The sequence below is a fragment of the Salinivibrio sp. IB574 genome, from assembly GCF_001996205.1.
GTDB classification, from domain to species: domain Bacteria; phylum Pseudomonadota; class Gammaproteobacteria; order Enterobacterales; family Vibrionaceae; genus Salinivibrio; species Salinivibrio proteolyticus.
The window spans coordinates 61,993-85,548 of sequence record NZ_MUFN01000012.1 but is presented as its reverse complement, the minus strand read 5'-3'; the positions used below and the strand labels follow the sequence as shown (position 1 = coordinate 85,548).

Sequence of the window (23,556 nt, the reverse complement as noted above, 5' to 3'; positions counted from 1 at the left end):
ATCAATGCCCGTCCTAGATAAAAATTTCAACATACGGGCAACAGGAAGTTAAAACTTATAATTGTGGGAATGTGCTATTTCTTTCATATAAGCCATAAAACGATCTGCAGCCTCACAACACTGCGATACCGATATGGTGAAAGATGGTAGCGATTCGCAAAGGAGTAGATATGAAACGAGAACAATGGGGCTCGCGCGCTGGCTTTATTTTAGCCGCTGTCGGGTCAGCGATTGGCTTAGGGAACATTTGGCGATTCCCTTATATGGCCTACGAAAACGGTGGCGGCGCCTTTTTTATTCCATACCTTTTCGCCATGCTCACCGCCGGTATCCCCTTTATGATCATGGAGTTTGGGTTAGGCAAAAAACTTCGCGGCTCGTCGCCTGTGGTCTTTTCTAAACTCAATACCAAGTTTGAATGGTTAGGCTGGTTCCAAGTTCTGATCGCCGCAACCATAGGTATTTACTATGTTGCCGTTATTGGTTGGGCCATCTCTTATTTTGGCTTCTCGTTTGGCCAAGATTGGGGCACAGATACCAACGCGTTCTTTTTCTCTGACTATTTGAAGCTAGGAGAAAATTCACCCACCAACTTAGGCGATTGGCAATGGCATATTGCAATTCCGATGATCATCGCATGGGCAATCACTTATGCAGCTGTCTATCGTGGCGTCAAAGGTGGGATTGAAAAAGCCAGCAAGATCATGATGCCGCTGCTATTTATCATGGTGATCTTGCTGATTGGCCGCGTGGTGATGCTGCCAGGTGCCCTTGATGGCTTGAACTACTTATTTGCGCCTGACTTTAGCAAGTTGTTGGATGCAAAAGTCTGGTCGGCCGCTTATGGACAGATTTTCTTCACCTTGTCCGTTGGGTTTGCCATCATGCTGGCCTACTCCAGCTACCTGCCTGAAAAATCGGACGTAAACAACAACGCCTTGATGACAGTGCTGATCAACTGCGGCTTCTCCATTGTGGCAGGGGTATTGATCTTCTCCATTTTGGGCTACATGGCAGCAGAGCAAAGTAAAGGCATTACCGATGTCGTCAGTGGTGGTGTAGGGCTTGCCTTTGTCACGCTACCAGCGGCGATCAACTTACTGCCGATCCCCTATATCCTCGGGCCATTGTTCTTCCTTGCGCTCGTCGTCGCGGGGCTGAGCTCACACATTTCGATTATCGAAGCAGTGACTGCATCGATCATGGATAAGCTGAACCTTGCACGTGAAAAGGCAGCGACAGCCGTCTGCGGCGTTGGCTTCGTGGTTTCGATGGCCTTTGCAACCAATGGCGGCCTGTTGCTTCTCGATTTGGTGGACTACTTCGTCAACAACGTAGCGCTGCTAGCAAGCTGTTTGATTGAACTCATTGTCGTTGGCTGGCTGGTGAAACTTTCCGATATTCGCCAATACGTTAACCGCGTGTCTGAGTTTAGTGTTGGCCAGTGGATGGAAGTGTGTATCCGCTTTGTCAGCCCAATTATGTTGGCCGTGATCATCACCAAAAACTTGATCAACACGGTTAATGAAGGATACGGCGGCTATGCACAATTCGAACTCATCACCCTAGGTTGGGGGCTCGTTGCAGCCATGGTTGTCGTTGGCATTATCGTGAACTCAACCACAACGCCCGCACGCGATATGGAGACAGAATCATGACCACAGGCGCAATTGTAATGATGATCATAGGTTTCGCGGTCACATGGGGTGGCGCGGCACTGTGTATTCACAAAGCAATGCACAGCGATAGCGAGTAATCCTGTCGAGCATCTCGCTAAGATTTCTAAAGCCCTCTTCGGAGGGCTTTTTCGATTTCGGCTATTTTATTCTTTGTTTGCCTGCATTCTCGTTCGTTCTGTCTAAAGGATGTGGTCTGACCTTGATCAAGTCGCTGATTAATTATGCAAAGTGCGTCATTGTCAGTAGCATCACAGGCCCAAACCACCGATAATGGCGCTCATTGATGTTGGTAAAAAAGGGTATCGGCGCTATGGCTGCAGCCAAACGCATTTTAGTGGTTGATGACGATGTAGAAATTCGCGAGCTTTTGCAGGCCTATCTGTCCAAAGCAGGATATGAAGTGACCACCGCGCAAAATGGTCATGAAATGCGCTCGAAGCTTGCGGTCCAATACCCGGACCTTATCTTACTTGACGTGATGCTTCCCGGTGATGATGGCTTTACCTTATGTAAAGCCATTCGCAAAGACTCCAGCGTGCCAATCATTATGCTCACCGCAGTGTCTGATGAGACCGATCAAATCGTTGGCTTAGAGCTGGGCGCGGACGATTATATTGCCAAACCCTTTAGTCCTCGTCAGCTCATTGCGCGTATTCGTGCTTTGCTTCGCCGCACCCAACAATTGCAAGAAACGACCTTATCGCGGCCGAAAGCGATTCGGTTTGGGCAATGGCGCTTGGAGCCGGCGACACAACAGCTACATCAAGTGGTCACCGGCATGGAGATTGAACTCTCGGCATCGGATTATGCGCTGCTGATGTTGTTTATAGATAACCCCCACCAATTGTTAGATCGCAACGCCATTAGCCAAGCCACCCGAGGCCGCGACGCTCAGCCACAAGAACGAGGCATAGACGTCCAAGTGAGTCGCCTACGACAGCGCCTGCGTGATAATGGTAAAGCAAACCTAATCAAAACCGTCCGCGGTGCGGGCTATATGTTTGTCGCTGAGATCCAATATGAATCATGAGTGGTTACAACGGCTCGTGCCGCGCTCTCTCCTCTCGCGTACGCTGCTCCTTACCCTATTGTCCGTCGTGCTCGCACAGGTGATCGCGACATCAATTTGGTACACCCAATCCAAACGCACGCAGCTGGCGGGGTTAGAGTCCGCGTCAGCCAGCTTGGCGAATATGTTCGCGTCGACAACCACCTTTTTTCAGTCCTTGCCCGTCGCGTACCGCCATATCGCATTAAATCAACTACGCAATATGGGCGGAACCCGTTTTTTTGTCTCTTTCAACAAAGAAAAAATCACCATCACGCCAATAGAAGAGACCCAAGCGAAACAGGTAGCGGTCAATACCGTCTCGCAAGTGCTAGAGGCGCAACTGCCCGCGCTGAGCACCATTGACGTGGAATTTTCCCGCCCCGAGACGCTGCGCGTCTTAAACAACGACATATTACTCCGCGACCTACCCAAATCATGGGCGCATCATACTCTGAGCCTTGAGCCACTTAATCCCCCGATTTTAGTGGTGCAAATGGAGCTCAAAAGCAATGAGTGGATTTATATCGCTGCCCTGCTCCCCGCGCCATATGTCACCTTAGACGATACGTTGATCACGGCGGATCAGGTGGTCTTTATTGTGGTGATCACCGCGTTACTGTTGTTGTTTACTTACAGTTTAATTCGTCAACAAGCGCGGCCACTCAAGCGCTTAGCGAAAGCAGCGAACCTATTTAGTACAGACATTGAACAACCACCACTCAAAGAAGAAGGCGCTGCAGAGATCGCGATTGTGACGCGCGCATTCAACCGTATGCAGCGTCGATTACAACGACATTTGCGAGAGCGTGAAACCCTATTTCGCTCGATGTCACATGATTTAAAAACCCCGATAACCCGATTACGTCTGCGAGCCGAATTGATTGATGATGATATCCAAGCCGCCAAAATGAACAAAGACTTGGATGAGCTCGAAATCATGGTAAAAGGTGCCGTTCAAACCGTGCGTGATACCGACATTCACGAAAACATGGCCGAGATTGATGTGATTGATTTCTTGGCGGTGATTGCCGAGCCCCACAATCAAGATCGGGTGCGTGTCACCATCGAATGTGAGGCGGTGAAAGGCTTTACCTGTAAACCTCTCGCGTTTAAACGCTGTTTATCTAACCTGATTGATAACGGCGTTAAATACGGCGAACAAGTCACCATCTATGTGATGGATGCCGAACACACGCTGGATATCACCCTCATCGACCAAGGGCCAGGGATCCCGGAAGAAGAGCTCGACTCAGTCTTTGACCCCTATGTGCGCCTTCATACCGATAACGAGGGCTCAGGGTTAGGGCTTGGCATTGCGCGTGATATTATTCATGCCCACGGCGGTGACATGGTACTCAGCAACCGCAATGAAGGTGGCCTGCAAGTCGATATTAGTTTTCCACGGGTAGAAGAATAATGCGATTGACTCTTAAAGCACTGTGCGCCAGCGTCATTCAATCGACACTGCTGTATGTGACGCCTGCCGCCCATGCCAGCGAGGTGGAAGTGCTCCATTGGTGGACGTCGGCAGGAGAAGCCAAAGCGGCCTCTGTTTTACGCGCTGGGATCGAGCAACGCGGTCATCAATGGCGTGATTTTGCGGTCGGCGGACAAGCGGGGATCAGCGCGATGAATACCTTAAGGATCCGCGCAATCAGTGGTAATCCTCCCCTCGCCGCACAGATTAAAGGACCAGAGATTACCGAATGGGCGCGTTTAGGCTTTTTACGCAACCTCAATGACATTGCGGAAGCAGAACACTGGGAAGACAAAATCCCTGCCCCGCTTCGTGACGTGATGCAATACCAAGGGGATTATGTCGCGGCCCCGATTAATATTCACCGCGTGAACTGGCTTTGGATCAATCTGCGTGCCTTTGAGGACGCGGGGGCTGCCATTCCCCATGATTTTGAGAGCTTTTTTACCGCTGCTGACAAGCTACAGCAGGCTGGCTATATCCCACTGGCATTAGGCGGAGAACCTTGGCAGGTGGCGACCTTGTTTGACACACTCGCCTTATCCGTAATGGGGCCTGAACATTATCAGCAAGCCTTTCTCGACTTTGATCGCGATGCGCTTTTAAGTGACGGTGTCACAAAATCATTTTCTCTATTAGCCAAAATGCGCCCTTACACCGACTCCGACAATCTCGGCCGGAATTGGAGTGATACCACACGACTATTGATCGATAACCAAGCGGGCATGCAAGTGATGGGCGATTGGGCGAAAGGTGAATTTCTTGCTGCGGATCAGCAAGAGGGAAAAAGCTTTACCTGTGTCGCGGTCCCCGGTACAGAGCAAGCGTTTAGCTATAACATAGATAGCTTTGTCTTTTTTAAGCCAAACAATGCCGAAGAGCGACAAAGCCAAACAGATATGGCCGAATACTTGTTAACACCCCAGTTTCAACGCGATTTCAATCGCTACAAAGGCTCACTGCCTATTCGCTTTGATATCCCACTCCCGAACGGGGACACCTGTGCCGAAAAATCGCGTCAGGCCTTTCTCTATGCCGAGCAGCACAACACACTGAGCCCAAGTATGTCGCATGGGTTATCGACCACCCGTTACGTCCAAAGCGCGATTTTTGATGTGATTAATGAATTCTTTTATAACCCTAAGCAAACACCCGAGGAGGCGACCCAAGCCCTCTATCGCGCCATTTTATCTGCACAGGCCTAATTCAACAGATTAGGCCTCATCCGTTGGCCCATCATGCTGACACAGTACGCGCGGAATGGTGTCATCCAATCCGGTGTAATTGGTAAAGACACAATCAAACGTCGTAAGCGATGTCACACGAACCGGCGCTTGGCGTTGCCATTTTGAGCGGTCCGCCACCAACCATCGCGCGGTTGCATTGGCTAAAATCGTTTCGCTCACCGCCGCTTCATCGGGAGTAAACTCGCACGCCCACCCTTGTTCACTGACAGCCGCACAACCAATAATGGCAATATCAGGCTGAAAACGAGACAAAAATTGGATCACCGAATGGCCGACCATATCTTGATCATTGGCGCGTAGTTTTCCCCCCGCTAACCATACATCAATATGCGGATTCGCCCCCAACCGATGCGCCACCTTAAGATTATTAGTCACCACCCGTAGATCTTTGCGAGAAAGTAACTGATCCGCAATCGCCGACGCCGTGGTACCGATACCTAGCATCACAGTAACACCATCAGGGATACGCGCAGCAACCGCCTGAGCAATTGCTTCTTTTTCGCGTGAGTGACTTTGTAAGCGTCGCTGATAGTCGGTATTGGCCAACGCTGCCGGCACACTGATCCCACCATGGTGGCGTCGCGCTAACCCAAGTGCACACAGTTGATTGATATCACGACGAATAGTTTGGGTAGTCACCGAAAATTGGGCCGCCAAGGTATCCGTTTCTAAGTGTTCTACCTCATTGAGCTGGCGCATAATCGCCTGCTGACGTCGGTTTAAATCGGCCACGTCTGTCAACGTATTCCTCTCCTAGATTCGCTCATTCCGTTGGCTCAGAACCTAAATAGTTAGATGGCGCGTCGGTGATCATCATATCGACCCCCCATTCCCAAAGGTGAGCAACCTCTTCAGGGTGATTAGGGGTGTAACATTTAATCTTTAAACCGCTCGCTTTAATCGCTTTGGCTTGTACCTCTGTTATGCCGCGATAGTGACAATGGATACTGTAGGTTGCGAGATCTTGATAACGTTGCCAATCTTCGGGCACCACATCCCATAAAATCGCTCTTGCCACGCTCGGCATCGCCGTTTGACAGTAGGCAAGCGCCTCGAGAGAGAATGAAGAAAGCAGTACCCGCTCGAGTGGGAAACCGGTTTCACTCAGCGTGGCGGCAACCGCATCACACAAACGGGGAATATCTGTTTCAGGGTAAGTTTTTATTTCGATATTGATGTGTAAATCATCGGCAGCCACTTGGGCTAGCACGGCGGCCAAAGTAGGAACGCGCTCGCCTTGATATTGCGAGTCAAAGTATCCACCGGCATCAAGCTGTGCAAGCTGTGCATACGGCGTTTCCCCTAACCGCCCCACACCATTGGTGCAACGGCTCAGTGTGTCATCATGAAACACAACGGGTACCCCGTCTTGCGTCAGTTGGACATCGATTTCAACCCATTCCATTTCCCACAAGCGCACTTGGCGAATCGACGCCAAAGTATTTTCAGGAGCATCCGCGGCGACACCCCGGTGGCCACAGAGTTGTTTGGGGCTAATTTTCATTTGAACATTTCTCTTTAGTCAGTGATGGCAGCGCCAATTTGGCACGCAGTGGACGCATTGTCGCCGAACTAGCTTACAGTTTTGTTACTTACAGGTGTCAGATATTTCAGCATTTTCATGCACAAAGTCTGCGCTCGTTAACAGAGATTTAACCTTAAGTGCGACCCCAGTCAAAAGTCATCAAATCGTCATCTCCCTTTTCGTATCCGTTCATATTATGTTCATTTTTGTTCATTAAGTTGCGTCATGTTCACACCCACTCAAAAGGAGTTATGCATGAAAACCCAACGCTTAACCGCGATCTCTTCGGCCCTTCTGTTGGCCTCTTTTTCTGCCAACGCAGCAACCGAAATTGAATGGTGGCACGCGATGGGCGGGAACTTAGGCGAAAAAGTGAATGAAATCGCTGAAAAGTTCAATGCCAGTCAGGATGACTATATTGTTAAACCGGTATACAAAGGCAACTATACCGAAACCATGACCGGCGCCGTCTCTGCGTTCCGCGCCAACAAACAACCTCATATTGTGCAGGTATTTGAAGTTGGCACCGCGACCATGATGTCAGCAAAAGGCGCCGTCTATCCGGTGTACAAGCTGATGAAAGATGCCAACGAGCCCTTCGATCAATCTGATTATCTCTCGTCTGTCACCGGCTATTATTCGGATGAAGACGGCAACATGCTGTCAATGCCTTTCAATAGCTCAACGCCCGTCCTGTATTACAACAAAGACTTGTTCAAACAAGCCGGTGTTCAGCCTCCTAAAACCTGGGAAGACGTTGAAACCGCATCGAAAAAGCTCCTCGCGAACGGCGCGAAATGTGGCTTTACCACAGGTTGGCAATCGTGGGTACAAATTGAAAACCTTGGCGCCCGTCACAACGCTCCCATTGCGACCAATGACAATGGCTTTGCCGGTATCGACAACAAAATGTTGATCAACAAAGCACCTTTTGTCGATCACATTCAGAAGATGGCCGATTGGCAGCAAGCTGGCATTTTCGAATACGGTGGTCGCCGCTCTGACAGTGCACCACTGTTTTACAGCGGTGAGTGTGCCATGTACATGAATTCATCGGCCTCTTATGCCGGTGTGAAAGAAAGCGTCAAGGACTTCGAGTTTGGCGTTGCAAAACTGCCGTACTGGAACAAAGCGGTCGAGCAGCCACGCAATACCATTATCGGTGGTGCCACCCTATGGGTCCTGCAAGGCCACGAGTCTGAAGAATACAAAGGTGTCGCCCAGTTCTTCTCTTTCCTCTCAAAGCCTGAGATCCAAGCTGATTGGCACCAGTTTACTGGCTACTTACCCATCACCCATGCAGCGTACGAGCTGAGCAAGAAACAAGGCTTCTATGCGCAGAACCCAGGGACTGACATTGCTATCAAGCAAATGACAGAAGTCGAGCCAACCCCTGCATCAAAAGGGATTCGCTTGGGCAACTTCGTGCAGATCCGCGATGTGATCAACGAAGAGCTTGAAACGGTTTGGTCTGGCGACAAATCGGCACAAGAAGCGCTCGACGAAGCGGTTGAGCGTGCCAATGGTCTGCTGTCTAAATTCGCGAAAGCGAACAAATAAGTTAGTTGTTGTATGAAGGAGCGGTGCCTTAGGCCCGCTCCTGTTATTGAGAAAGCCTATGTCCAATAAACCCACATTTAACCATTGTGCGTTTCCAATACTGCTCCTCACGCCTCAGTTATTGATTACGTTTGTCTTCTTTTTATGGCCCGCCGCACAGGCCATTTGGCAATCAACCTTATTAGAGGATCCATTCGGCCTGAGCACCGAATTTGTCGGGGTGGAAAACTTTATCGAACTGCTCGGTGATTCAAGCTACTATGGCTCCTTTTTTACCACGCTGTTTTTTAGTTTTGCCGTCGCAGGCACCGCGTTGATCTCTGCCCTTATCCTCGCAGTCATGGCCGACCGTGTGATTAAAGGTGCCACAGGCTACAAAACATTATTAGTATGGCCCTATGCCGTCGCACCAGCTGTCGCTGGGGTACTGTGGCTCTTTATGTTTAACCCGACCGTCGGTGTATTGGCTCATGCGCTGAAAGCGCTGGGGCTAGACTGGAACCCGTTTACCCACTCGGGAGACGCAATGACCATGGTGATCATTGCCGCAACATGGAAGCAGATCAGCTATAACTTTCTGTTTTTCCTCGCAGGGTTGCAGTCTATTCCTCGCTCCTTGATTGAAGCGGCTGCCATTGATGGCGCCGGCCCAGGTAAACGGTTTTTTACCATTATCTTCCCGCTGCTCTCTTTGTCGGTCTAAATCTGGGCTCATCAGCGGCGCAATCTGTGGTGCTCATGCTATTGGTCGGTGCGCTGACCGTTATCCAATTTAAATACGTTGAAAAGAAGGTGGCTTACTGATGGTTGAACGTCGCCCTTGGTTAACTTTTTTCTCGCACTTGGTATTGATGCTGGGTGTTGCGTCAGTGGCCTTGCCAGTATGGCTTGCACTTACTGCCGCTACGCACGATAGCAGTGCGTTTGTCAGTGGCATGACGCCGCTGTGGTTTGGGGATAAAGGTTTGTCGGTGTTTCAAGAGGTCCTCACAGAAGGCACCTCACGCGAACTGAAGATCTCGGTCGCAGGCATGCTGTGGAATTCTTTTTTAATGGCGATGGGAATTTCACTGGGTAAGCTGGTCATTTCTATTTTATCGGCCTATGCGGTGGTGTACTTTCGTTTTCCCGGTCGCATGCTGGCTTTTTGGGTGATTTTTATGACCCTGATGCTGCCTGTTGAAGTCCGTATTATGCCCACGTTTCAGGTGATTGCTGACCTCAATATGCTCAACTCAATGCCGGGATTAACCATTCCATTAATTGCCAGTGCCACCGCCACTTTCTTATTCCGTCAGTTTTTTATGACGGTCCCCGGAGAAATGCTAGAAGCGGCACGCATTGATGGAGCAGGCCCCTTTAAGTTTTTCAAAGACATTTTATTGCCGCTTTCTCGAACAAATATCGCGGCTTTGTTTGTAATTACCTTTATCTATGGATGGAACCAATACCTTTGGCCCATTTTGATCACCACCGACGACCAGTACTACACCATTGTGATGAGTATTCAACGTATGCTCTCAGTCGGTGATGGTGAAGTGGAATGGAACCGCGTAATGGCGACCACATTGATGGCCATGCTTCCCCCGGTTTTAGTCGTGTTGGGGATGCAAAAGTTGTTTGTAAAAGGTTTGGTGGAGACGGAGAAGTAAATGGCGACGGTAACCCTTAATCATATTGAGAAAACGTACCCAAACGGGTTTAAAGCAATTCATGGCATTGATTTAGCCATAGACGATGGCGAAATGATCGTACTCGTCGGTCCCAGTGGGTGCGGTAAATCGACCTTGCTACGAATGATTGCCGGTCTGGAAGGGATCTCTAAAGGCGATCTGATTATCGACCAGAAAAAGGTCAACGACTTGGAGCCCGGCGAACGTGATATCGCGATGGTGTTTCAAAACTACGCGCTCTACCCGCATATGAGTGTGTTCGATAATATGGCCTATGGCTTGCGTAACCGCGGAACGCCAAAGGACAAAATCCAGCAATTGGTCCAAGAAGTTGCGACCATGCTTGAACTCGACCACTTACTAGACAGACGCCCAAATCAACTCTCTGGCGGACAACGCCAACGTGTTGCCATGGGCCGCGCCATTGTGCGTCGACCAAAAGTCTTCTTGTTCGATGAGCCGCTATCAAACCTGGATGCAAAACTGCGGGTACAAATGCGGCTCGAGATAAAAAGCCTACAACGCAAACTGAATACCACGGCGGTGTATGTCACCCACGATCAGGTCGAAGCCATGACGTTAGCCGACCGCTTGGTAGTCCTTAATGGTGGCAATGTCGAGCAAATTGGCACACCACTCGAGGTTTATGACGCACCGGCAAGCTTGTTTGTCGCGACCTTTATTGGCTCACCCGCCATGAACATTGTTACCGGACGCCTCGAGCACGGTCAGCTCAACATCGGTGCACACACACTGGCAACCTGTGATGTGGTAGGTCATCAATCCGTCTCTGTTGGGTTACGACCAGAGCATTTGAAAGTGGTTGATACGAGTAAAGCATTGTTCACCATGACGGTAACTCTTACCGAGTCACTCGGTGCAGATTTACTGGTTTATGGACACATACGTGATACCAACAGCTTGCTGACGCTCCGCCTTGAAGGCCATACCAAAGTGAAAGAAGGCGATCAGTTGCCGCTGACGATAGCTGCTCACAACCTGCATGTATTCGACGGTGAGCATGGCAAGAGACTGGATGTCACCTTACAACAAACAGAACGTCAGATTGAGACGGTATCCTAACATCGGAGTATCCCCATGACCGCCCCTTTGCCGATTGCTCAATTGTCACAGTCTGCTGCAGACTGGCGTAACCTTCGTTGGTTGCTAACAGACGTGGACGACACGCTCACTTGGCAGGGGGCGCTGCCTTGGCAAACGTTACAGGCACTTAGCCAACTTCGCGATGCGGGAATCCGCGTGGTACCGGTAACGGGCGCGTGTGCAGGTTGGTGTGATCATATTGCAAATGCATGGCCCGTTGACGCCGTGATTGGAGAAAATGGTGCATTCGTGATGCAGCGTCAAAACGGAACCTTAAACACCACCATCAATCACACTGCCCAGCAAGCACAAGCGGCATTACTCGCTTTCGTACAAACGCTTTTATCTCAGTATCCGGCACGACGCATTGCCAGCGATCAAGCCTACCGTGTCGCAGAAGTGGCGATTGATATAGGTCAGCACACTCCGGCTGCGCCAAAGGATGAAATCCGAGCCCTTCTTGATGCACTCCACGCCTATGGTGCCAATGCGACAGCAAGCTCCATTCATATCAATGCCTGGGTGGGCGATCACAGTAAGAAGGTATCGAGTTTTCGCTATTTAGCCGAGCAAGGTTTATCCGGTAAACAATACAGTGAACAAGTTGCGTTTATTGGCGACTCGCTAAATGACAGCCAAATGTTCGCTTCGTTTCCCTTGAGCGTAGGCGTCGCGAATATCGCGCACCATTTACCCTCACTGCCCCATCCCCCACAGTGGATCACCACCCAACCGGGCGGTTTTGGCTTCGCGGAATTTGCGCACCAACTTCTCACTCTCAAGCGTCAATAACCGGCTAACCGAAGGCGCACTATGTCGGGATAATAGGACGCAATTTGATATCGTTCGGACGAAAAATAACCACTAAATCTGCGACCTGCCTCATACCTAGCTCGACAGATGGCTTTTTATATCAATGTTTTATTTAACTTTAACAAAGGCTCGTTCTACAATGTCGCCCGTTAACGTTTAAACTAACGCCCAAAACCTCACGTATCGCTCGCGGTTATGTCGCCCTGTCACCACCAACTGTGGCAGTGAAACGCATAGAGCGATGATAATAACGATAAGGATAATGTTATGAAACGCTATGCCCTAGCGCTGTTAGCAGCGGTAATGCCAGCGATGTCACAGGCGGCTCCCGTCGAGAATGCGGATTGCTATACCGCCAAATACCACGATTACGTTGACGCCTCGATCAACTGGTACCAAGATTTAGTCTCCTTGACCGTCAGTAAAGACGAGTCGTTAAAAGACGTTGCCGATTGGTTCTTACGTGGCCGAGAAAACCATTTTAAGCTCAACGCACAAGCCTTTGACTATTATCTCAGCAACGATACCGCCAAGCTAAGCCTCGATGCCCCAGTTGAATCTTGGCTACAACTCACGCAAGAAGACGTCAAAGCCCTTTCACAATCGTCATTGCCACCAGCTAAGCTCGCCAAAGAAGTCTTTGAGTTTCGCCAAGGCGAAGCCATGGAAGGGAACTATGCGCTGCGCAGTGCACTTGCTGACTTGCTCAGCCATCCCAAAGAAATTGATACCGCGCTTAATCAGTACAACAATCAAATGGCCGCGATTAATCAGCGCCAGTGTAAATAGTCTGTACGCTTAAACGCCACCTAGTTTTGAATGGTTGCAGGTAGAGCCGGTTCACCCCGGCTCTTTGTCCATCTACCGGTGAACAAAGCACGACGTCATTTCGCTTTCACTCCCCTACGCGTTGGGGATAACACCTTGCTGACTGATAAAAAAAGCCTGATGCTAGCCGGTTTTTTTGCTATGTTGTGGCCATTTCTCAGCAAGTGCTCTCGTGACCATCAGTGACCCTGTCACTTTATGATGGCCAATCTTGAACTGCGAAGCAGATACAAAAGAAGAATTCCATGGCAACACAAAACAAAGCTGCGGACGCCACACCGGAAACGCTGCACCGGATTTTTACTGTTCCAGAAGCGCCCGATTCCACACTGAGCAAAATCGAGCAAGAGATCTCGCAAAACCTCAATCGATTTTTGCAAAACCATATTGCCGCCAGCGATCGCTCTTTGGCAGATATTGAAAGTGACTTTAGTGATCCGACGATCCCTGAAGATCCTGCGTTTGTGTCCGACCATACCCAGTTTTTGCTCGATAAATTGGTCGCACAGTCTGTACATACTTCCTCGCCGCGATTTATCGGTCACATGACATCGGCGCTGCCGTACTTTTTGATGCCGTTATCTAAAATTATGATCGGGCTAAATCAAAATACGGTGAAAATCGAGACATCGAAGGCCTTTACGCCATTGGAGCGTCAAGTCTTGGGCATGTTGCATAACTTGATTTACGGCCAAGACGATGCCTTCTACCAAAGCTGGATGCACAGTGCTAACCACTCTTTAGGGGCATTTTGTTCGGGAGGCACCATTGCCAATATGACCGCCCTTTGGGTCGCCCGTAACAATGTATTGAAACCAGACGGTGATTTTCCCGGCATTCATAAAGCGGGACTATTCAGTGCCATGCGCCATTATGGCTACCAAGATCTAGCCATATTGGTGTCTGAGCGCGGTCATTATTCACTCGGCAAAGCCTCCGATGTATTAGGCATCGGTCGAGACCAGCTGATTTCTATTCCTGCTGATGGCAATAACCGTATTTGCATTGATGCACTGGAAGAGAAAATTGTTGAGCTTAACCAAGCCAATATCAAGCCAATTGCGATTGTCGGTGTCGCAGGGACCACAGAAACAGGCAACATTGATCCGCTTAATGCTCTCGCAGACATTGCCGAGCGTGAAGGGATCCACTTCCACGTCGATGCGGCTTGGGGTGGTGCGACCTTGATGTCGAATAATCAGCGACATAAGCTGGCGGGCATTGAACGGGCCGACTCTGTCACCATTGATGCGCATAAGCAACTCTATGCGCCTATGGGTGCCGGTATGGTGCTGTTTAAAGACCCGTCTCTCGTCGCATCGATTGAGCATCACGCTGAATACATTTTGCGTAAGGGTTCAAAAGATTTGGGCAGCCACACGCTTGAGGGCTCACGGAGTGGAATGGCGATGCTAGTGTTCGCGTGTATGAACATTATCTCGCGACGCGGTTATGAGTTGTTGATCGATCAGAGCATCGATAAAGCCTCTCATTTTGCGCGAATGATTGACGCTCACTCTGACTATGAGCTGATTTCTGAGCCCGAGTTATGCCTACTCACCTATCGCTTTGTGCCTCAACGTGTTCAAGCGGCGCTTGCGATTGCCAGTGATGAACAGGTCGATTTGATGCACGATCTACTCAACGATTTGACCCAATTTATTCAAAAACGTCAGCGAGAGTGCGGCAACACCTTTGTGTCACGGACGCGTCTCACCCCCGAGCAGTGGCAACGTCGAACCACCACGGTTTTCCGCGTGGTATTGGCCAATCCACTTACGACCCATGACATTCTCCATGAGGTGCTAGAAGAGCAAGCCAGCATTGCACAGCAGAGCGAGTTTGCCTATCCGCGCCTGATGACACTGGCCGAAAGCATTCTCAAAGCGTGTTAACCCATTGCTATGATGCAGGGTAAGAGACAAAAGGCAGTCATCGACTGCCTTTTGTTATTTGAGCGGTCCCGTTTTCGGGGGATCGGTCGATTGTAAACAGTGTGTTTGGCCCAAGGCCAACTCCCGCTCATGTTCAATTTGCAGTCTCGCTTGCCGCCATTGCATCAGCACTTGCGATTCGTTCATGGCCTTGCCGGGCTCAGAGAACAAAAAGCGCTGCAAGGTGTGGTTGAACTCATGCGTGTTTTCCTGTTCATCATAGGTCACCCCCATTAGCTCAAATGCACGCGCTTTCTCTCTGTCTGTGCCGATCACAGTATACCGCTGCGCGATATCTAATGTGTTGTCGTATCGACAATGGACCAGCGCTTGTTGCGCACCACGCAATTCTTCATTAAGGCCAATGGTGCTGTAATTACGCCATAAGTCAGAAAACTGCGGCACCGCGCAGCCGGTTACGGCCAGCGATACACTTAAAATAACCACATTTTTAATCATGACCTGTCCCTGATTGCCCCTGACTTCACTGATAACCTAAAACAATGCAATTTAAATGCCGACTAAGACTGGCGCGTTCCGATAACCACCTCACCCGATTGCTCAAACATGGCCACCTCTTTACGGCGGCGGCCAAGCAAGATGGGTTTATCATCATAGAATAGAAAGTTCTTCCAATATTTTTTAAAGATTCCCCAGCGAGACTCCACGACATTGTGTTTGTCGTAACAAAAATAGATCACAATGTTGTCCTCCCAGGGGAAATGCGCCAAGAACTCATCAGGAAGATCCTCATCATTATCCCATGCGCTCTGCCATACCAAGCGGTTTTTCCAAACGCTTTGGTGAGTTGGCCAATCCTGTTTGCCAAAATGATCGGGCGTAGGACTGTCTTTGCTGACAAACTCTTGCCATAGCTGTCCTGCACGGGCCTCCGTCATGGGTTTAATATCGGCGAGATCGCTCTCCGCAATCGGTAATGATTGATGGGTGAAGATCCACTTGCGCTTATAGTCGGATAAAGGGATATAGTTCATGGTGTTGTTCGTTATCACGTTGGCGTAAGACGCCACTTTACCATATCCACAGATCGGTTGTTACTGAGGCGCGCGCATACAAAAACGGCAATGCGCGAGGCATTGCCGTGAATGACTAAATGGCCGTGGTTAATATTAACTGTTTACCGCAATCTCGTCGGTCGATTTAATGTCTTCGTCGCTACCCACTTTGCGGTGGCCTTGATCAAGGTGAACCATTCCCACCAAATCATCATTGCCTACTTGGAACGCTTGACCAAACCCTTTTACGTACAAGCCATTTTCTGGCACCAAGCGGAATAAACGGAAGTCTTCCAACCCACTTAAGTTACCAATAATGTCACCAAAGCGTGCTTTCAATGCCTCAATACCAGCATGCCACGCCTCAGTATTGCGGGCCACCATCTCGGCTTGAGCGTCAAAGCTGAGTCGTTGACGGGCAAAAATCTGCTTCGCACTGCCCTCATCTTCGATCATCATCAAAGACAGGTTGGGATTTTCTTGCAGGTTACGTGCATGGCGAGCAATTTCACTGATCAAGATATAAAAGCCATCTTCACGCTGAGCAAAAGGGGCATAACTGACATTGGGTTTGCCTTGCGCGTCGAGTGTTGCAAGCTGCAAGGTGCGGCAGTTTGCACGAAATTCTTTAATTTCAGGGCCAAGACGATTTTGTAGACGTTCTTGTTTAGTAGCTTGATCCATGATTATTGCTCCGATTCTGTCAATTGAGAGGTTGCCAACTGTGTTTTTAGTTGATTGAAGGCTTCAATCTGATGTTCAAGAAGCTGACGCTTTTCGTCACGCCCCAAGTAAATTTTAAAAATTGAGTCACCTTGTTCGGTGAAAAAGCCGATGTAGTGGGTGACTTTGCCGCGAAAAGGCTTACTAACAAATGCAATACCCGCCATGCGCTCTAGTTTTAGGTGGCCATGCATTTCGCCCGGCTTTCCCATTAAGTTGTAGTAGCCATAAGCGATCTTGCCTTTAGGAAAAGGGGCCTTCACTTCAAATATCGAGTCGCCAGAATGCACGATCGCGGTCACCGGACCGCCCCACTCGGCCACCTGACTTAACACCGTTTCGGCGTGTTGCCCATCCACCCAAGTTTGATACTCGGATGGCATCGCGCGTACCACCTCACCTTCACTGACACCCAGCGTAGTCGCCATATCGGCGGGCAGCATGGAGGCGTTCTCGGTGAGTAAGGCATTGACTTGCTCGGTCAATGTAGTTGTCATGGTTTACTCCCAGCCTATTGTTATCGTTTTCTGTTGGGCAGGGACAACCCTGCCCATGTTTAGTGATTGATCAAAATTGATAGCGAACGTTGAGTTTAATATCTCGCCCCGGTGAGTCGACTTCAGACCACGCCGTGGTGTAATACTCATCGGTGAGGTTTTCGATCGCGAGATCAAACTTCACACCATCCCAAGCACCTTTAGGGCTATAGCTTGCATACAGGTCCCACAATGTATAACCGTCATAGGTCTTCTGATCGGGGTTCTCGTTTTGATCTGCATAATGAGACACTCGCGCGCCCAAGTTCACCGGTAACGTCGCTAAACGATAATCCGTTTCCGCAACCAGTTTATGTGCGGGAATTTGCTCTAAGTAACGACCATCTGCTTTATCCTTGCCTTCCATTTGGCTATAGCTCAAGTCGCTTTTAAACTGACCATATTCATGATGGAAGCTCAGCTCTACCCCCTCCAATTTGGCATTGCTTACATTCTGGCGGGTGGTTGTCGCTCCCATAAAATCCACGTTCATTTCGATAAAATCTTCGACATCATTGCGGAAAACACGCGCATCGATATAGCCACTATCCAGATAAGCCATCGGAGCAAACTGGTAGGTCAGCGCTAATTCTTTGTTTGCACTGTGTTCAGGTTTGAGGTTTGGATTAGGGACAAAACGGTTAATCAGTTTTGAGGGTCCCATTGGCACCACAAAATGGGTTCCACTGGCATACATTTCCTCTAAACTTGGCGCGCGAAAAGCTTCCTGATAGCTTGCCGTCAACGCCAACTGCTCAGTCATATTCCACGTCAGTGCAGTCGATGGTGACCATTGGCTGTCACTGGCATCCTCAATGGTTGATGTTGTTCGCGTGTCTTCATTTTTGTAATCGTCGAACCGCAGACCCGCAGTCCATTGCCAAGATTCTGCAAGCGGAATCTCTAGCTGGCCAAACACGCCAATGCTTCGCGCTTTCGCATCTTGTCCCTCAGGACGCTCTCCCGGCGCACTTTTATCGTCACGCTGAGTTTGGTAGTGATCGAGATAACCATCAAATCCTGCGATAAATTCAATATCGTTGAACTGAGCACGATTGGTGAGTGACAATCCTAAAGTTTGCATTTGGTTGTCATCATGCTCATCGGTTACTAAACGATATTCTTTCATTTGCGTATCGTTCCAATACACTCGAGATGAGAGGTCAATCCAATCATTCATTGGTGTGTATTGATAGGCTACAGCAACACTTTGGTCTTGAGTTTGGCGATACACCAATGGATAGTTACTTGACGGATCTTGAACCGAAGGATTCGACGGTGACATGGCATCACGGTCGCCTTGGCGCGCCGAGAAAGTCCACTGGTGCACGAGAGACGGTGTATAAGTGACCTTCGCAAGTCCTCCTTTCTCACGACTCGCGGAGTAGGATAAAGCTTTACCATTGCCCAGTTGATTGTCATCAGCGTCGTGATAATAGCTCTGCACTAGCCAATCAATCGTATCCGTACGCCCAAATACAGCGCCACTCGTACGCGACGCATTGTCGTTACTGTGGAAACCCTGCTTTAGGTAGCCACCAATGTCTTGGTCAGCATCTAAAAAGTCATAGGCAGACTTGGTGCTTTGCGCCACCACACCACCAATCGCCCCCGATCCCCACACGGTACTCGCAGGGCCACGAACAACATCAACAGTCTTGAGTAACTCTGGATCGATAAACAAGCTTGAGCGATGTCCCAGAGAGAAATTCTGACGTACACCATCGATCAGTTGAATCACGCGCCCGTTATCACTACTTAGCCCTCGAATCACAATCGCTTGTGACTCATCACGCCCACCACCGGCAATGGATACATTGGGTAAATGGCTAATTAGATCCGCTACGCTGGTCCCCTGCCGTTTTTCAATTTCTTCGAGTGATACCGTGCTGACCGCAGCGGCACCGTTCGCTTTTTGTGCGTCAATGCGGCTTGCATACACCGCGATAACGTCTGATGACGAATCCGCCGTGTTTTGCGTCTCCGCCAACGCTGAAGGAATAAATGCCAATGTGCCAAGGGCAGCACCGATAGCAAGCTTGATCGTAGAAGGAGTCAATACTTCCGAGACGTCCGTTTTTACCAGCATGGGTCTTCCTATTGAGCCAATCAAAAATGAGAATCATGAACAATTTGGCAGGATTGTATTGATCATTAACAGCAATGTAAACGATAATTGCTCGTAATTAGGTTTGTAACTCATAATTACATTTCCGTTCTCTAACAGTGTGTAATGGACTGACGTCGAGCATTGCACTCACATTGACTGGTTTAATAAATAAAGGAATTCATCATGGCAACTGCCGCGGTTAGACTGCTTGCCCTCGCCTCAGCACTACTCTCACTCTCTGTCACAGCATCACCACGCATTGTCAGCGCAGGGGCCGGTGTAACAGACTTACTGGTTGAATTAGGTGCAACAGAACAGATAGTTGGCATTGATGTCACCAGCCATCTACCGAACAAAGACGTGCCAAATGTCGGCTATCATCGCCAGCTCGCCGTCGAAGGTGTGCTATCTTTATCACCGACTCTAGTCGTAGGCTCAGATGAAATGGGCCCCACCCCGGTTTTGGAGAAAATCGAAGCGTCAGGGGTAACCGTGGCTCGACTGTCTAGTGAGCCCAGCGTCGAGACACTCAAAACACGGATTAAAAAAGTCGCGAGTCTCACCCACACAGAGTCCAAAGCCGCAGAGTTACTGACCGACATAGACACCAAGATTGCGACATTAAAAGCGCATGCGCCCAAAACCGCGGTCAAAGGCGTGTTTCTTCTGGTTCACCAAGGACGTCCTGCCAGTGTCGCGGGTGCCAATACCTCACCGGATACCTTGTTGTCGCTGATGGGTGCGACTAACCCTGCTGCGGCGGCGCTCAGTAGCTATAAACCACTGTCGCCAGAAGCGTTACTGGGCTTTGATCCGGACTTTATCTTGGTCATGCAACGTTCTCTCGACCAGCTAGGCGGTATTGAAGGACTCGCTGATGCCGTGCCTTTACTCAATGCCACGCGCGCATTCCAACAGCAGCGTATTATTCCAATTGACGGCAGTGTGTTAGTAGGAGGGCTTAGCCTGAAATCACTGGATGAAGCCATTCGTATTCAGCGCACCGTCGTTGGAGAGAACGACTAATGCAAGCGTCTTTTCGATCCTCACAGTCGCATGTTTTTCCAGCGCTCATCGTCGCACTTGTCGTCGTAGGGGTAACGTCTATCGCGGTGGGACAATGGCAACTTGGATGGCTGACCAGTTTACAGAGCTTAACCCCTTGGCATGACAATGTTGAGCCGCATGTACTCGCCATCGTTCAACAAGTTCGATTACCTCGAACCTTGCTGTGTATTTTTATCGGTGCATTGCTCGCCGTTTGCGGCACGTTGATGCAGGGGCTTTTCCGCAACCCTCTCGCTGACCCGGGTATTATCGGTGTCTCTGGCGGCGCATCATTAGGAGGCGCACTGGGCTTGCTATTGCTCTCTTGGGGCAGTATCGAGGCCAGCTTTGTGTTTTCGGTGCCTGCCTTTGCGTTTATCGGTGCACTACTGGCAACCCTATTTGTATACAGAATTGGCACAACGGCCATGGGCAGTTCGGTGACCATCATGTTGCTAGCGGGCATTGCGATCAGTGCTTTGTCCGGCGCTGCATTAGGCTTGATTAACTATGTTGCGGATAATCAAACGTTACGAGACATCGCCCTTTGGTCGATGGGGTCGCTGACCGGTGCGACTTGGGGACAAATTGTTCTCACTGGCATCGCTGCATGCTTACTCACGGTATTTGCCTACCAGCGCGCAAGCCACTTAAATGCCCTTTTGCTCGGTGAAAACGAAGCGGCGTATTTGGGCATTGATGTACACCATTTAAAACGCCTACTCATTGTTGTGACCGCGGCGGGAATGGGCATTGCGGTAAGTGCTGCCGGTCTTATCGGCTTTGTGGGTCTAGTGATCCCACACATTGGACGTTTAATTGCCGGCCCGGATCATCGCACACTAGTGCCCTTATCAGCCATTCTTGGTGCCCTGTTACTAACCTTGGCCGATATTGTTGCCCGTGTCATTGTCGCCCCCGCCGAATTGCCTGTTGGCATTATTACCGCCCTAATGGGTGCTCCTTTCTTTCTATGGCTTCTTATTCAACAACGAAAAGCAGTGGTTCACGAATGACAGATTCTGCCCTTCAAATCTCCAAGCTCAGCTATGCGCTTAACGGCCGTCAACTGCTAAGCGAGATTGATCTCGCCTTTACTGCCGGCCAGTTACACGTTTTACTCGGGCCGAATGGTGCGGGGAAAAGTACACTGTTAAAGCAATTGATTAGCGACAAACATCAGCATGGCAGTGTGCAGTTTTGGCAACAGCCCAAAAGCCAGTGGCAAGGCGAAGAATTTGCCCGACGAGTTGCCTTCCTTCCCCAACATAGCGGCCTCACGTTTGCATTCTCCGCGCAAGAAGTGGTCGAGATGGGGGCGACACCACTAAAGGCAAACCGAGAACAGATCGCAGCCCTTGCCAACGAGCAACTAACGGCATGGGATATTAGCCATCTTGCTCATCGACCGTATCCGATTCTATCTGGCGGTGAAAAACAACGCGTACACATGGCACGCGTGTCATTACAGCTAGCGCAAACCGCACCGGATCAAGCGATACTGATGCTGGATGAACCCACTTCGGCCTTAGATATTACCCATCAACATTACACCCTAAAGCGCTGTCGAGCACTCGCTGACCAAGGAATGACAGTGCTATTGGTGTTGCACGATCTGAATTTGGCGGCGCAATACGCCGATCAACTGCATTTTCTGAAAGAAGCTCGAATCGTCCTATCCGGCGATCCGTGGCAGTGTTTTAGTAGTGATAGAGTGGCAGACATCTACCAATACCCGCTGACCGTTCTGACTCATCCGGAGCATAACTGCCCACTGATCGTGTCTTAATTGATAAATACATCATAGCTGGCTCACAAAACCGTCTGTTAGTCCATTTTCGCTGATCAGACCAATTGCGAGTGTGCGCCAACCTAAGTAAACTGAGAGCGCAACCGATTAGCTATGAGAATGGATGAAATCGGATTCGTTACCTTCGCAACCGTCTGATGTGCCGGGATTGTGAAAGACATCGCCGCTGACGAACAGCGGCGTTTTTCTGTAAGGTCGCGAGTAACGATCCCTACGCATTACTACAAAGAAGAATCAAGATGGCAACGATTAAAGATGTCGCGCGTCTCGCCGGTGTATCGACCACGACGGTGTCACACGTGATAAACAAAACCCGCTTTGTCGCCGAGAAGACGACTGAGAAAGTATGGCAAGCGGTTGAAGAGTTAAACTACGCCCCAAGTGCTGTGGCGCGAAGCTTGAAATGCAACACAACACGTACACTGGGAATGCTGGTGACCAAATCCACCAACCCCTTTTTCGCCGAGCTTGTTCACGGTGTGGAAGACTATTGCTACAAGCAAGGCTACACGCTGATTCTCTGCAATACCGAGGGTAACCTCGAAAAGCAACGCGACTACCTGCGTATGTTGTCAGAAAAGCGCGTCGACGGACTCATTGTGGTGTGCTCTGATCTCAACGAAGATTTGATGCTGTTATTAGAAAAAAAACGCGATCTGCCTATGGTCGTGATGGATTGGGGCAGTCACCATATCGATACAGACCGTATAGAAGATAATGCTGAATTAGGCGGTTACCTTGCCACCAAACACTTTATTGATAATGGACATACTAAAATTGGCTGTATTTCCGGCCAAATGGATAAAAATACCTGTAAGCATCGCTTAAACGGTTATTTCCGTGCGTTAAAAGAAGCCCACATTACAGTGAATGAAAACTGGCTGATTGAAGCGGATTTCGAAGCCGATCAAGCACAAATTGCCGCGAAGCAATTGGCGACAATGTCAGACCGCCCGACCGCTGTCTTTTGCTTTAATGACATTATGGCATTAGCGGCGATTAGTACGTTTAACGAGTACGGCTTGAAAGTGCCAGATGATATATCGGTGATTGGTTACGATAACATTGATCTCACCGAGTATTTCTCGCCACCATTGACAACTATTCACCAGCCTAAACGCCGTTTAGGCAAAACAGCCGTCAAGCTCTTGCTCGCGCGAATTGCCAACAACGAGACTCAGCAGCAAGTGTTCGAAATGCAACCTGCACTAGTGAGTCGACAATCAGTTAAAATCATAGATTAGTGTTTTTATTACACTTTTATGACACACCGTCTCCTTTGTGAGACGGTGTGTCTAATGAGAGACAACTCGATAAACCCTTCACTTAGCCATTAATCATTTACAGCTCTCTTGAACTAAGATCACACTTTTAAATGCTGCTTGGGACGACATCACTGTCTAATTATTATATGCTTAATAGC

Annotated in this window: 22 protein-coding genes and 1 pseudogene; 16 read left to right on the top strand and 7 right to left on the bottom strand. The window is 49.5% G+C overall.

What is annotated here, in order from left to right:
* The first annotated feature begins 170 nt into the window (after positions 1–170).
* From BZJ17_RS07665 to BZJ17_RS07650, 5 genes are all read left to right on the top strand, one after another.
* On the top strand, positions 171–1,658 hold the full coding sequence (locus BZJ17_RS07665; protein ID WP_069587598.1) for a sodium-dependent transporter: 1,488 nt from the start codon (positions 171–173) through the stop codon (positions 1,656–1,658).
* Positions 1,655–1,756: a MetS family NSS transporter small subunit gene (locus BZJ17_RS17045; protein WP_096628241.1), complete on the top strand. Its 102-nt coding sequence runs from the start codon at positions 1,655–1,657 to the stop codon at positions 1,754–1,756. The genes BZJ17_RS07665 and BZJ17_RS17045 overlap by 4 nt, the downstream gene beginning before the upstream one ends.
* A 233-nt stretch (positions 1,757–1,989) precedes the next feature.
* Positions 1,990–2,709 (top strand): response regulator transcription factor, encoded by a 720-nt coding sequence (locus BZJ17_RS07660; RefSeq protein ID WP_069587752.1) that lies wholly within the window; start codon positions 1,990–1,992, stop codon positions 2,707–2,709.
* A complete protein-coding gene (locus BZJ17_RS07655) occupies positions 2,699–4,147 on the top strand; it encodes an ATP-binding protein (protein WP_077640320.1) in 1,449 nt (482 codons plus the stop codon). Before BZJ17_RS07660 ends, BZJ17_RS07655 begins: the two co-directional genes overlap by 11 nt.
* Positions 4,147–5,412 (top strand): ABC transporter substrate-binding protein, encoded by a 1,266-nt coding sequence (locus BZJ17_RS07650; RefSeq protein WP_077640319.1) that lies wholly within the window; start codon positions 4,147–4,149, stop codon positions 5,410–5,412. Before BZJ17_RS07655 ends, BZJ17_RS07650 begins: the two co-directional genes overlap by 1 nt.
* Before the next feature lie 9 nt (positions 5,413–5,421).
* Here BZJ17_RS07650 and BZJ17_RS07645 read toward each other — a convergent pair whose 3' ends face one another.
* A complete protein-coding gene (locus tag BZJ17_RS07645) occupies positions 5,422–6,186 on the bottom strand; it encodes a DeoR/GlpR family DNA-binding transcription regulator (RefSeq protein WP_277868795.1) in 765 nt (254 codons plus the stop codon).
* Positions 6,187–6,217: 31 nt separating this feature from the next.
* Entirely contained in the window at positions 6,218–6,958 is a 741-nt protein-coding gene (locus BZJ17_RS07640; protein ID WP_077640318.1) for a glycerophosphodiester phosphodiesterase family protein, read from the bottom strand.
* A 276-nt stretch (positions 6,959–7,234) separates the two neighbouring features.
* Between BZJ17_RS07640 and ugpB the strand changes: the two genes are divergently transcribed.
* The 7 genes and pseudogenes from ugpB to panP all read left to right on the top strand — a co-directional run bounded on the left by ugpB (position 7,235) and on the right by panP (position 14,852).
* Positions 7,235–8,539: a sn-glycerol-3-phosphate ABC transporter substrate-binding protein UgpB gene (gene ugpB, locus BZJ17_RS07635; RefSeq protein ID WP_077640317.1), complete on the top strand. Its 1,305-nt coding sequence runs from the start codon at positions 7,235–7,237 to the stop codon at positions 8,537–8,539.
* A 58-nt stretch (positions 8,540–8,597) separates the two neighbouring features.
* A pseudogene (locus BZJ17_RS07630) lies at positions 8,598–9,343 on the top strand (glycerol-3-phosphate transporter permease).
* Positions 9,343–10,191, top strand: a complete 849-nt coding sequence (gene ugpE, locus BZJ17_RS07625; RefSeq protein ID WP_069587592.1) for a sn-glycerol-3-phosphate ABC transporter permease UgpE — start codon at positions 9,343–9,345, stop codon at positions 10,189–10,191. The pseudogene BZJ17_RS07630 and the gene ugpE overlap by 1 nt, the downstream one beginning before the upstream one ends.
* The gene (gene ugpC, locus BZJ17_RS07620; protein WP_077640316.1) at positions 10,192–11,295 is read left to right on the top strand and encodes a sn-glycerol-3-phosphate ABC transporter ATP-binding protein UgpC; all 1,104 of its coding nucleotides are present in this window, start codon (positions 10,192–10,194) and stop codon (positions 11,293–11,295) included.
* Between the two features lie 15 nt (positions 11,296–11,310).
* A complete protein-coding gene (locus BZJ17_RS07615; protein WP_077640315.1) occupies positions 11,311–12,108 on the top strand; it encodes an HAD-IIB family hydrolase in 798 nt (265 codons plus the stop codon).
* Positions 12,109–12,396: 288 nt separating this feature from the next.
* A complete protein-coding gene (locus BZJ17_RS07610) occupies positions 12,397–12,918 on the top strand; it encodes a hypothetical protein (RefSeq protein WP_069587589.1) in 522 nt (173 codons plus the stop codon).
* Between the two features lie 284 nt (positions 12,919–13,202).
* Entirely contained in the window at positions 13,203–14,852 is a 1,650-nt protein-coding gene (panP, locus tag BZJ17_RS07605) for a pyridoxal-dependent aspartate 1-decarboxylase PanP (RefSeq protein WP_077640314.1), read from the top strand.
* A 54-nt stretch (positions 14,853–14,906) separates the two neighbouring features.
* Here panP and BZJ17_RS07600 read toward each other — a convergent pair whose 3' ends face one another.
* The 5 genes from BZJ17_RS07600 to BZJ17_RS07580 form a co-directional block, all read right to left on the bottom strand.
* The gene (locus BZJ17_RS07600; protein ID WP_077640313.1) at positions 14,907–15,350 is read right to left on the bottom strand and encodes a hypothetical protein; all 444 of its coding nucleotides are present in this window, start codon (positions 15,348–15,350) and stop codon (positions 14,907–14,909) included.
* 62 nt (positions 15,351–15,412) lie between these two features.
* Positions 15,413–15,886, bottom strand: a complete 474-nt coding sequence (locus BZJ17_RS07595; RefSeq protein WP_069587587.1) for a DUF2947 domain-containing protein — start codon at positions 15,884–15,886, stop codon at positions 15,413–15,415.
* A 135-nt stretch (positions 15,887–16,021) separates the two neighbouring features.
* Entirely contained in the window at positions 16,022–16,591 is a 570-nt protein-coding gene (gene hutZ, locus BZJ17_RS07590; RefSeq protein ID WP_069587586.1) for a heme utilization protein HutZ, read from the bottom strand.
* Positions 16,592–16,593: 2 nt separating this feature from the next.
* A complete protein-coding gene (hutX, locus tag BZJ17_RS07585; protein WP_077640312.1) occupies positions 16,594–17,127 on the bottom strand; it encodes a heme utilization cystosolic carrier protein HutX in 534 nt (177 codons plus the stop codon).
* 70 nt (positions 17,128–17,197) lie between these two features.
* The gene (locus tag BZJ17_RS07580) at positions 17,198–19,255 is read right to left on the bottom strand and encodes a TonB-dependent hemoglobin/transferrin/lactoferrin family receptor (protein WP_077640311.1); all 2,058 of its coding nucleotides are present in this window, start codon (positions 19,253–19,255) and stop codon (positions 17,198–17,200) included.
* Positions 19,256–19,459: 204 nt separating this feature from the next.
* On the opposite strand from BZJ17_RS07580, the gene BZJ17_RS07575 reads away from it, so the two are divergent.
* The 4 genes from BZJ17_RS07575 (at position 19,460) to purR (ending at position 23,377) form a co-directional block, all read left to right on the top strand.
* Positions 19,460–20,302, top strand: coding sequence for an ABC transporter substrate-binding protein (locus tag BZJ17_RS07575; protein WP_077640310.1), 843 nt, complete (start codon positions 19,460–19,462; stop codon positions 20,300–20,302).
* Positions 20,302–21,339: an iron ABC transporter permease gene (locus tag BZJ17_RS07570; RefSeq protein WP_077640309.1), complete on the top strand. Its 1,038-nt coding sequence runs from the start codon at positions 20,302–20,304 to the stop codon at positions 21,337–21,339. Before BZJ17_RS07575 ends, BZJ17_RS07570 begins: the two co-directional genes overlap by 1 nt.
* The gene (locus BZJ17_RS07565; RefSeq protein WP_108743793.1) at positions 21,336–22,112 is read left to right on the top strand and encodes a heme ABC transporter ATP-binding protein; all 777 of its coding nucleotides are present in this window, start codon (positions 21,336–21,338) and stop codon (positions 22,110–22,112) included. The genes BZJ17_RS07570 and BZJ17_RS07565 overlap by 4 nt, the downstream gene beginning before the upstream one ends.
* Positions 22,113–22,372: 260 nt before the next feature.
* Positions 22,373–23,377 carry an HTH-type transcriptional repressor PurR gene (purR, locus tag BZJ17_RS07560; RefSeq protein ID WP_077640307.1) on the top strand — a complete coding sequence of 335 codons (1,005 nt, stop codon included), beginning with the start codon at positions 22,373–22,375 and terminating at the stop codon, positions 23,375–23,377.
* The last annotated feature ends 179 nt before the right edge of the window (positions 23,378–23,556 follow it).

Excerpts from the sequence above, each read along its gene's own strand:
- BZJ17_RS07665 (WP_069587598.1), top strand. The coding sequence starts at position 171 with ATGAAACGAGAACAATGGGGCTCGCGCGCTGGCTTTATTTTAGCCGCT.
- BZJ17_RS07580 (WP_077640311.1), bottom strand. The coding sequence starts at position 19,255 with ATGCTGGTAAAAACGGACGTCTCGGAAGTATTGACTCCTTCTACGATC.
- ugpB (WP_077640317.1), top strand. The coding sequence starts at position 7,235 with ATGAAAACCCAACGCTTAACCGCGATCTCTTCGGCCCTTCTGTTGGCC.
- BZJ17_RS07640 (WP_077640318.1), bottom strand. The coding sequence starts at position 6,958 with ATGAAAATTAGCCCCAAACAACTCTGTGGCCACCGGGGTGTCGCCGCG.
- BZJ17_RS07655 (WP_077640320.1), top strand. The coding sequence starts at position 2,699 with ATGAATCATGAGTGGTTACAACGGCTCGTGCCGCGCTCTCTCCTCTCG.
- hutZ (WP_069587586.1), bottom strand. The coding sequence starts at position 16,591 with ATGGATCAAGCTACTAAACAAGAACGTCTACAAAATCGTCTTGGCCCT.
- BZJ17_RS07565 (WP_108743793.1), top strand. The coding sequence starts at position 21,336 with ATGACAGATTCTGCCCTTCAAATCTCCAAGCTCAGCTATGCGCTTAAC.
- BZJ17_RS07660 (WP_069587752.1), top strand. The coding sequence starts at position 1,990 with ATGGCTGCAGCCAAACGCATTTTAGTGGTTGATGACGATGTAGAAATT.
- panP (WP_077640314.1), top strand. The coding sequence starts at position 13,203 with ATGGCAACACAAAACAAAGCTGCGGACGCCACACCGGAAACGCTGCAC.
- BZJ17_RS07615 (WP_077640315.1), top strand. The coding sequence starts at position 11,311 with ATGACCGCCCCTTTGCCGATTGCTCAATTGTCACAGTCTGCTGCAGAC.
- BZJ17_RS17045 (WP_096628241.1), top strand. The coding sequence starts at position 1,655 with ATGACCACAGGCGCAATTGTAATGATGATCATAGGTTTCGCGGTCACA.
- BZJ17_RS07570 (WP_077640309.1), top strand. The coding sequence starts at position 20,302 with ATGCAAGCGTCTTTTCGATCCTCACAGTCGCATGTTTTTCCAGCGCTC.
- BZJ17_RS07650 (WP_077640319.1), top strand. The coding sequence starts at position 4,147 with ATGCGATTGACTCTTAAAGCACTGTGCGCCAGCGTCATTCAATCGACA.
- BZJ17_RS07600 (WP_077640313.1), bottom strand. The coding sequence starts at position 15,350 with ATGATTAAAAATGTGGTTATTTTAAGTGTATCGCTGGCCGTAACCGGC.
- hutX (WP_077640312.1), bottom strand. The coding sequence starts at position 17,127 with ATGACAACTACATTGACCGAGCAAGTCAATGCCTTACTCACCGAGAAC.
- purR (WP_077640307.1), top strand. The coding sequence starts at position 22,373 with ATGGCAACGATTAAAGATGTCGCGCGTCTCGCCGGTGTATCGACCACG.
- ugpE (WP_069587592.1), top strand. The coding sequence starts at position 9,343 with ATGGTTGAACGTCGCCCTTGGTTAACTTTTTTCTCGCACTTGGTATTG.
- BZJ17_RS07575 (WP_077640310.1), top strand. The coding sequence starts at position 19,460 with ATGGCAACTGCCGCGGTTAGACTGCTTGCCCTCGCCTCAGCACTACTC.
- BZJ17_RS07610 (WP_069587589.1), top strand. The coding sequence starts at position 12,397 with ATGAAACGCTATGCCCTAGCGCTGTTAGCAGCGGTAATGCCAGCGATG.
- ugpC (WP_077640316.1), top strand. The coding sequence starts at position 10,192 with ATGGCGACGGTAACCCTTAATCATATTGAGAAAACGTACCCAAACGGG.
- BZJ17_RS07595 (WP_069587587.1), bottom strand. The coding sequence starts at position 15,886 with ATGAACTATATCCCTTTATCCGACTATAAGCGCAAGTGGATCTTCACC.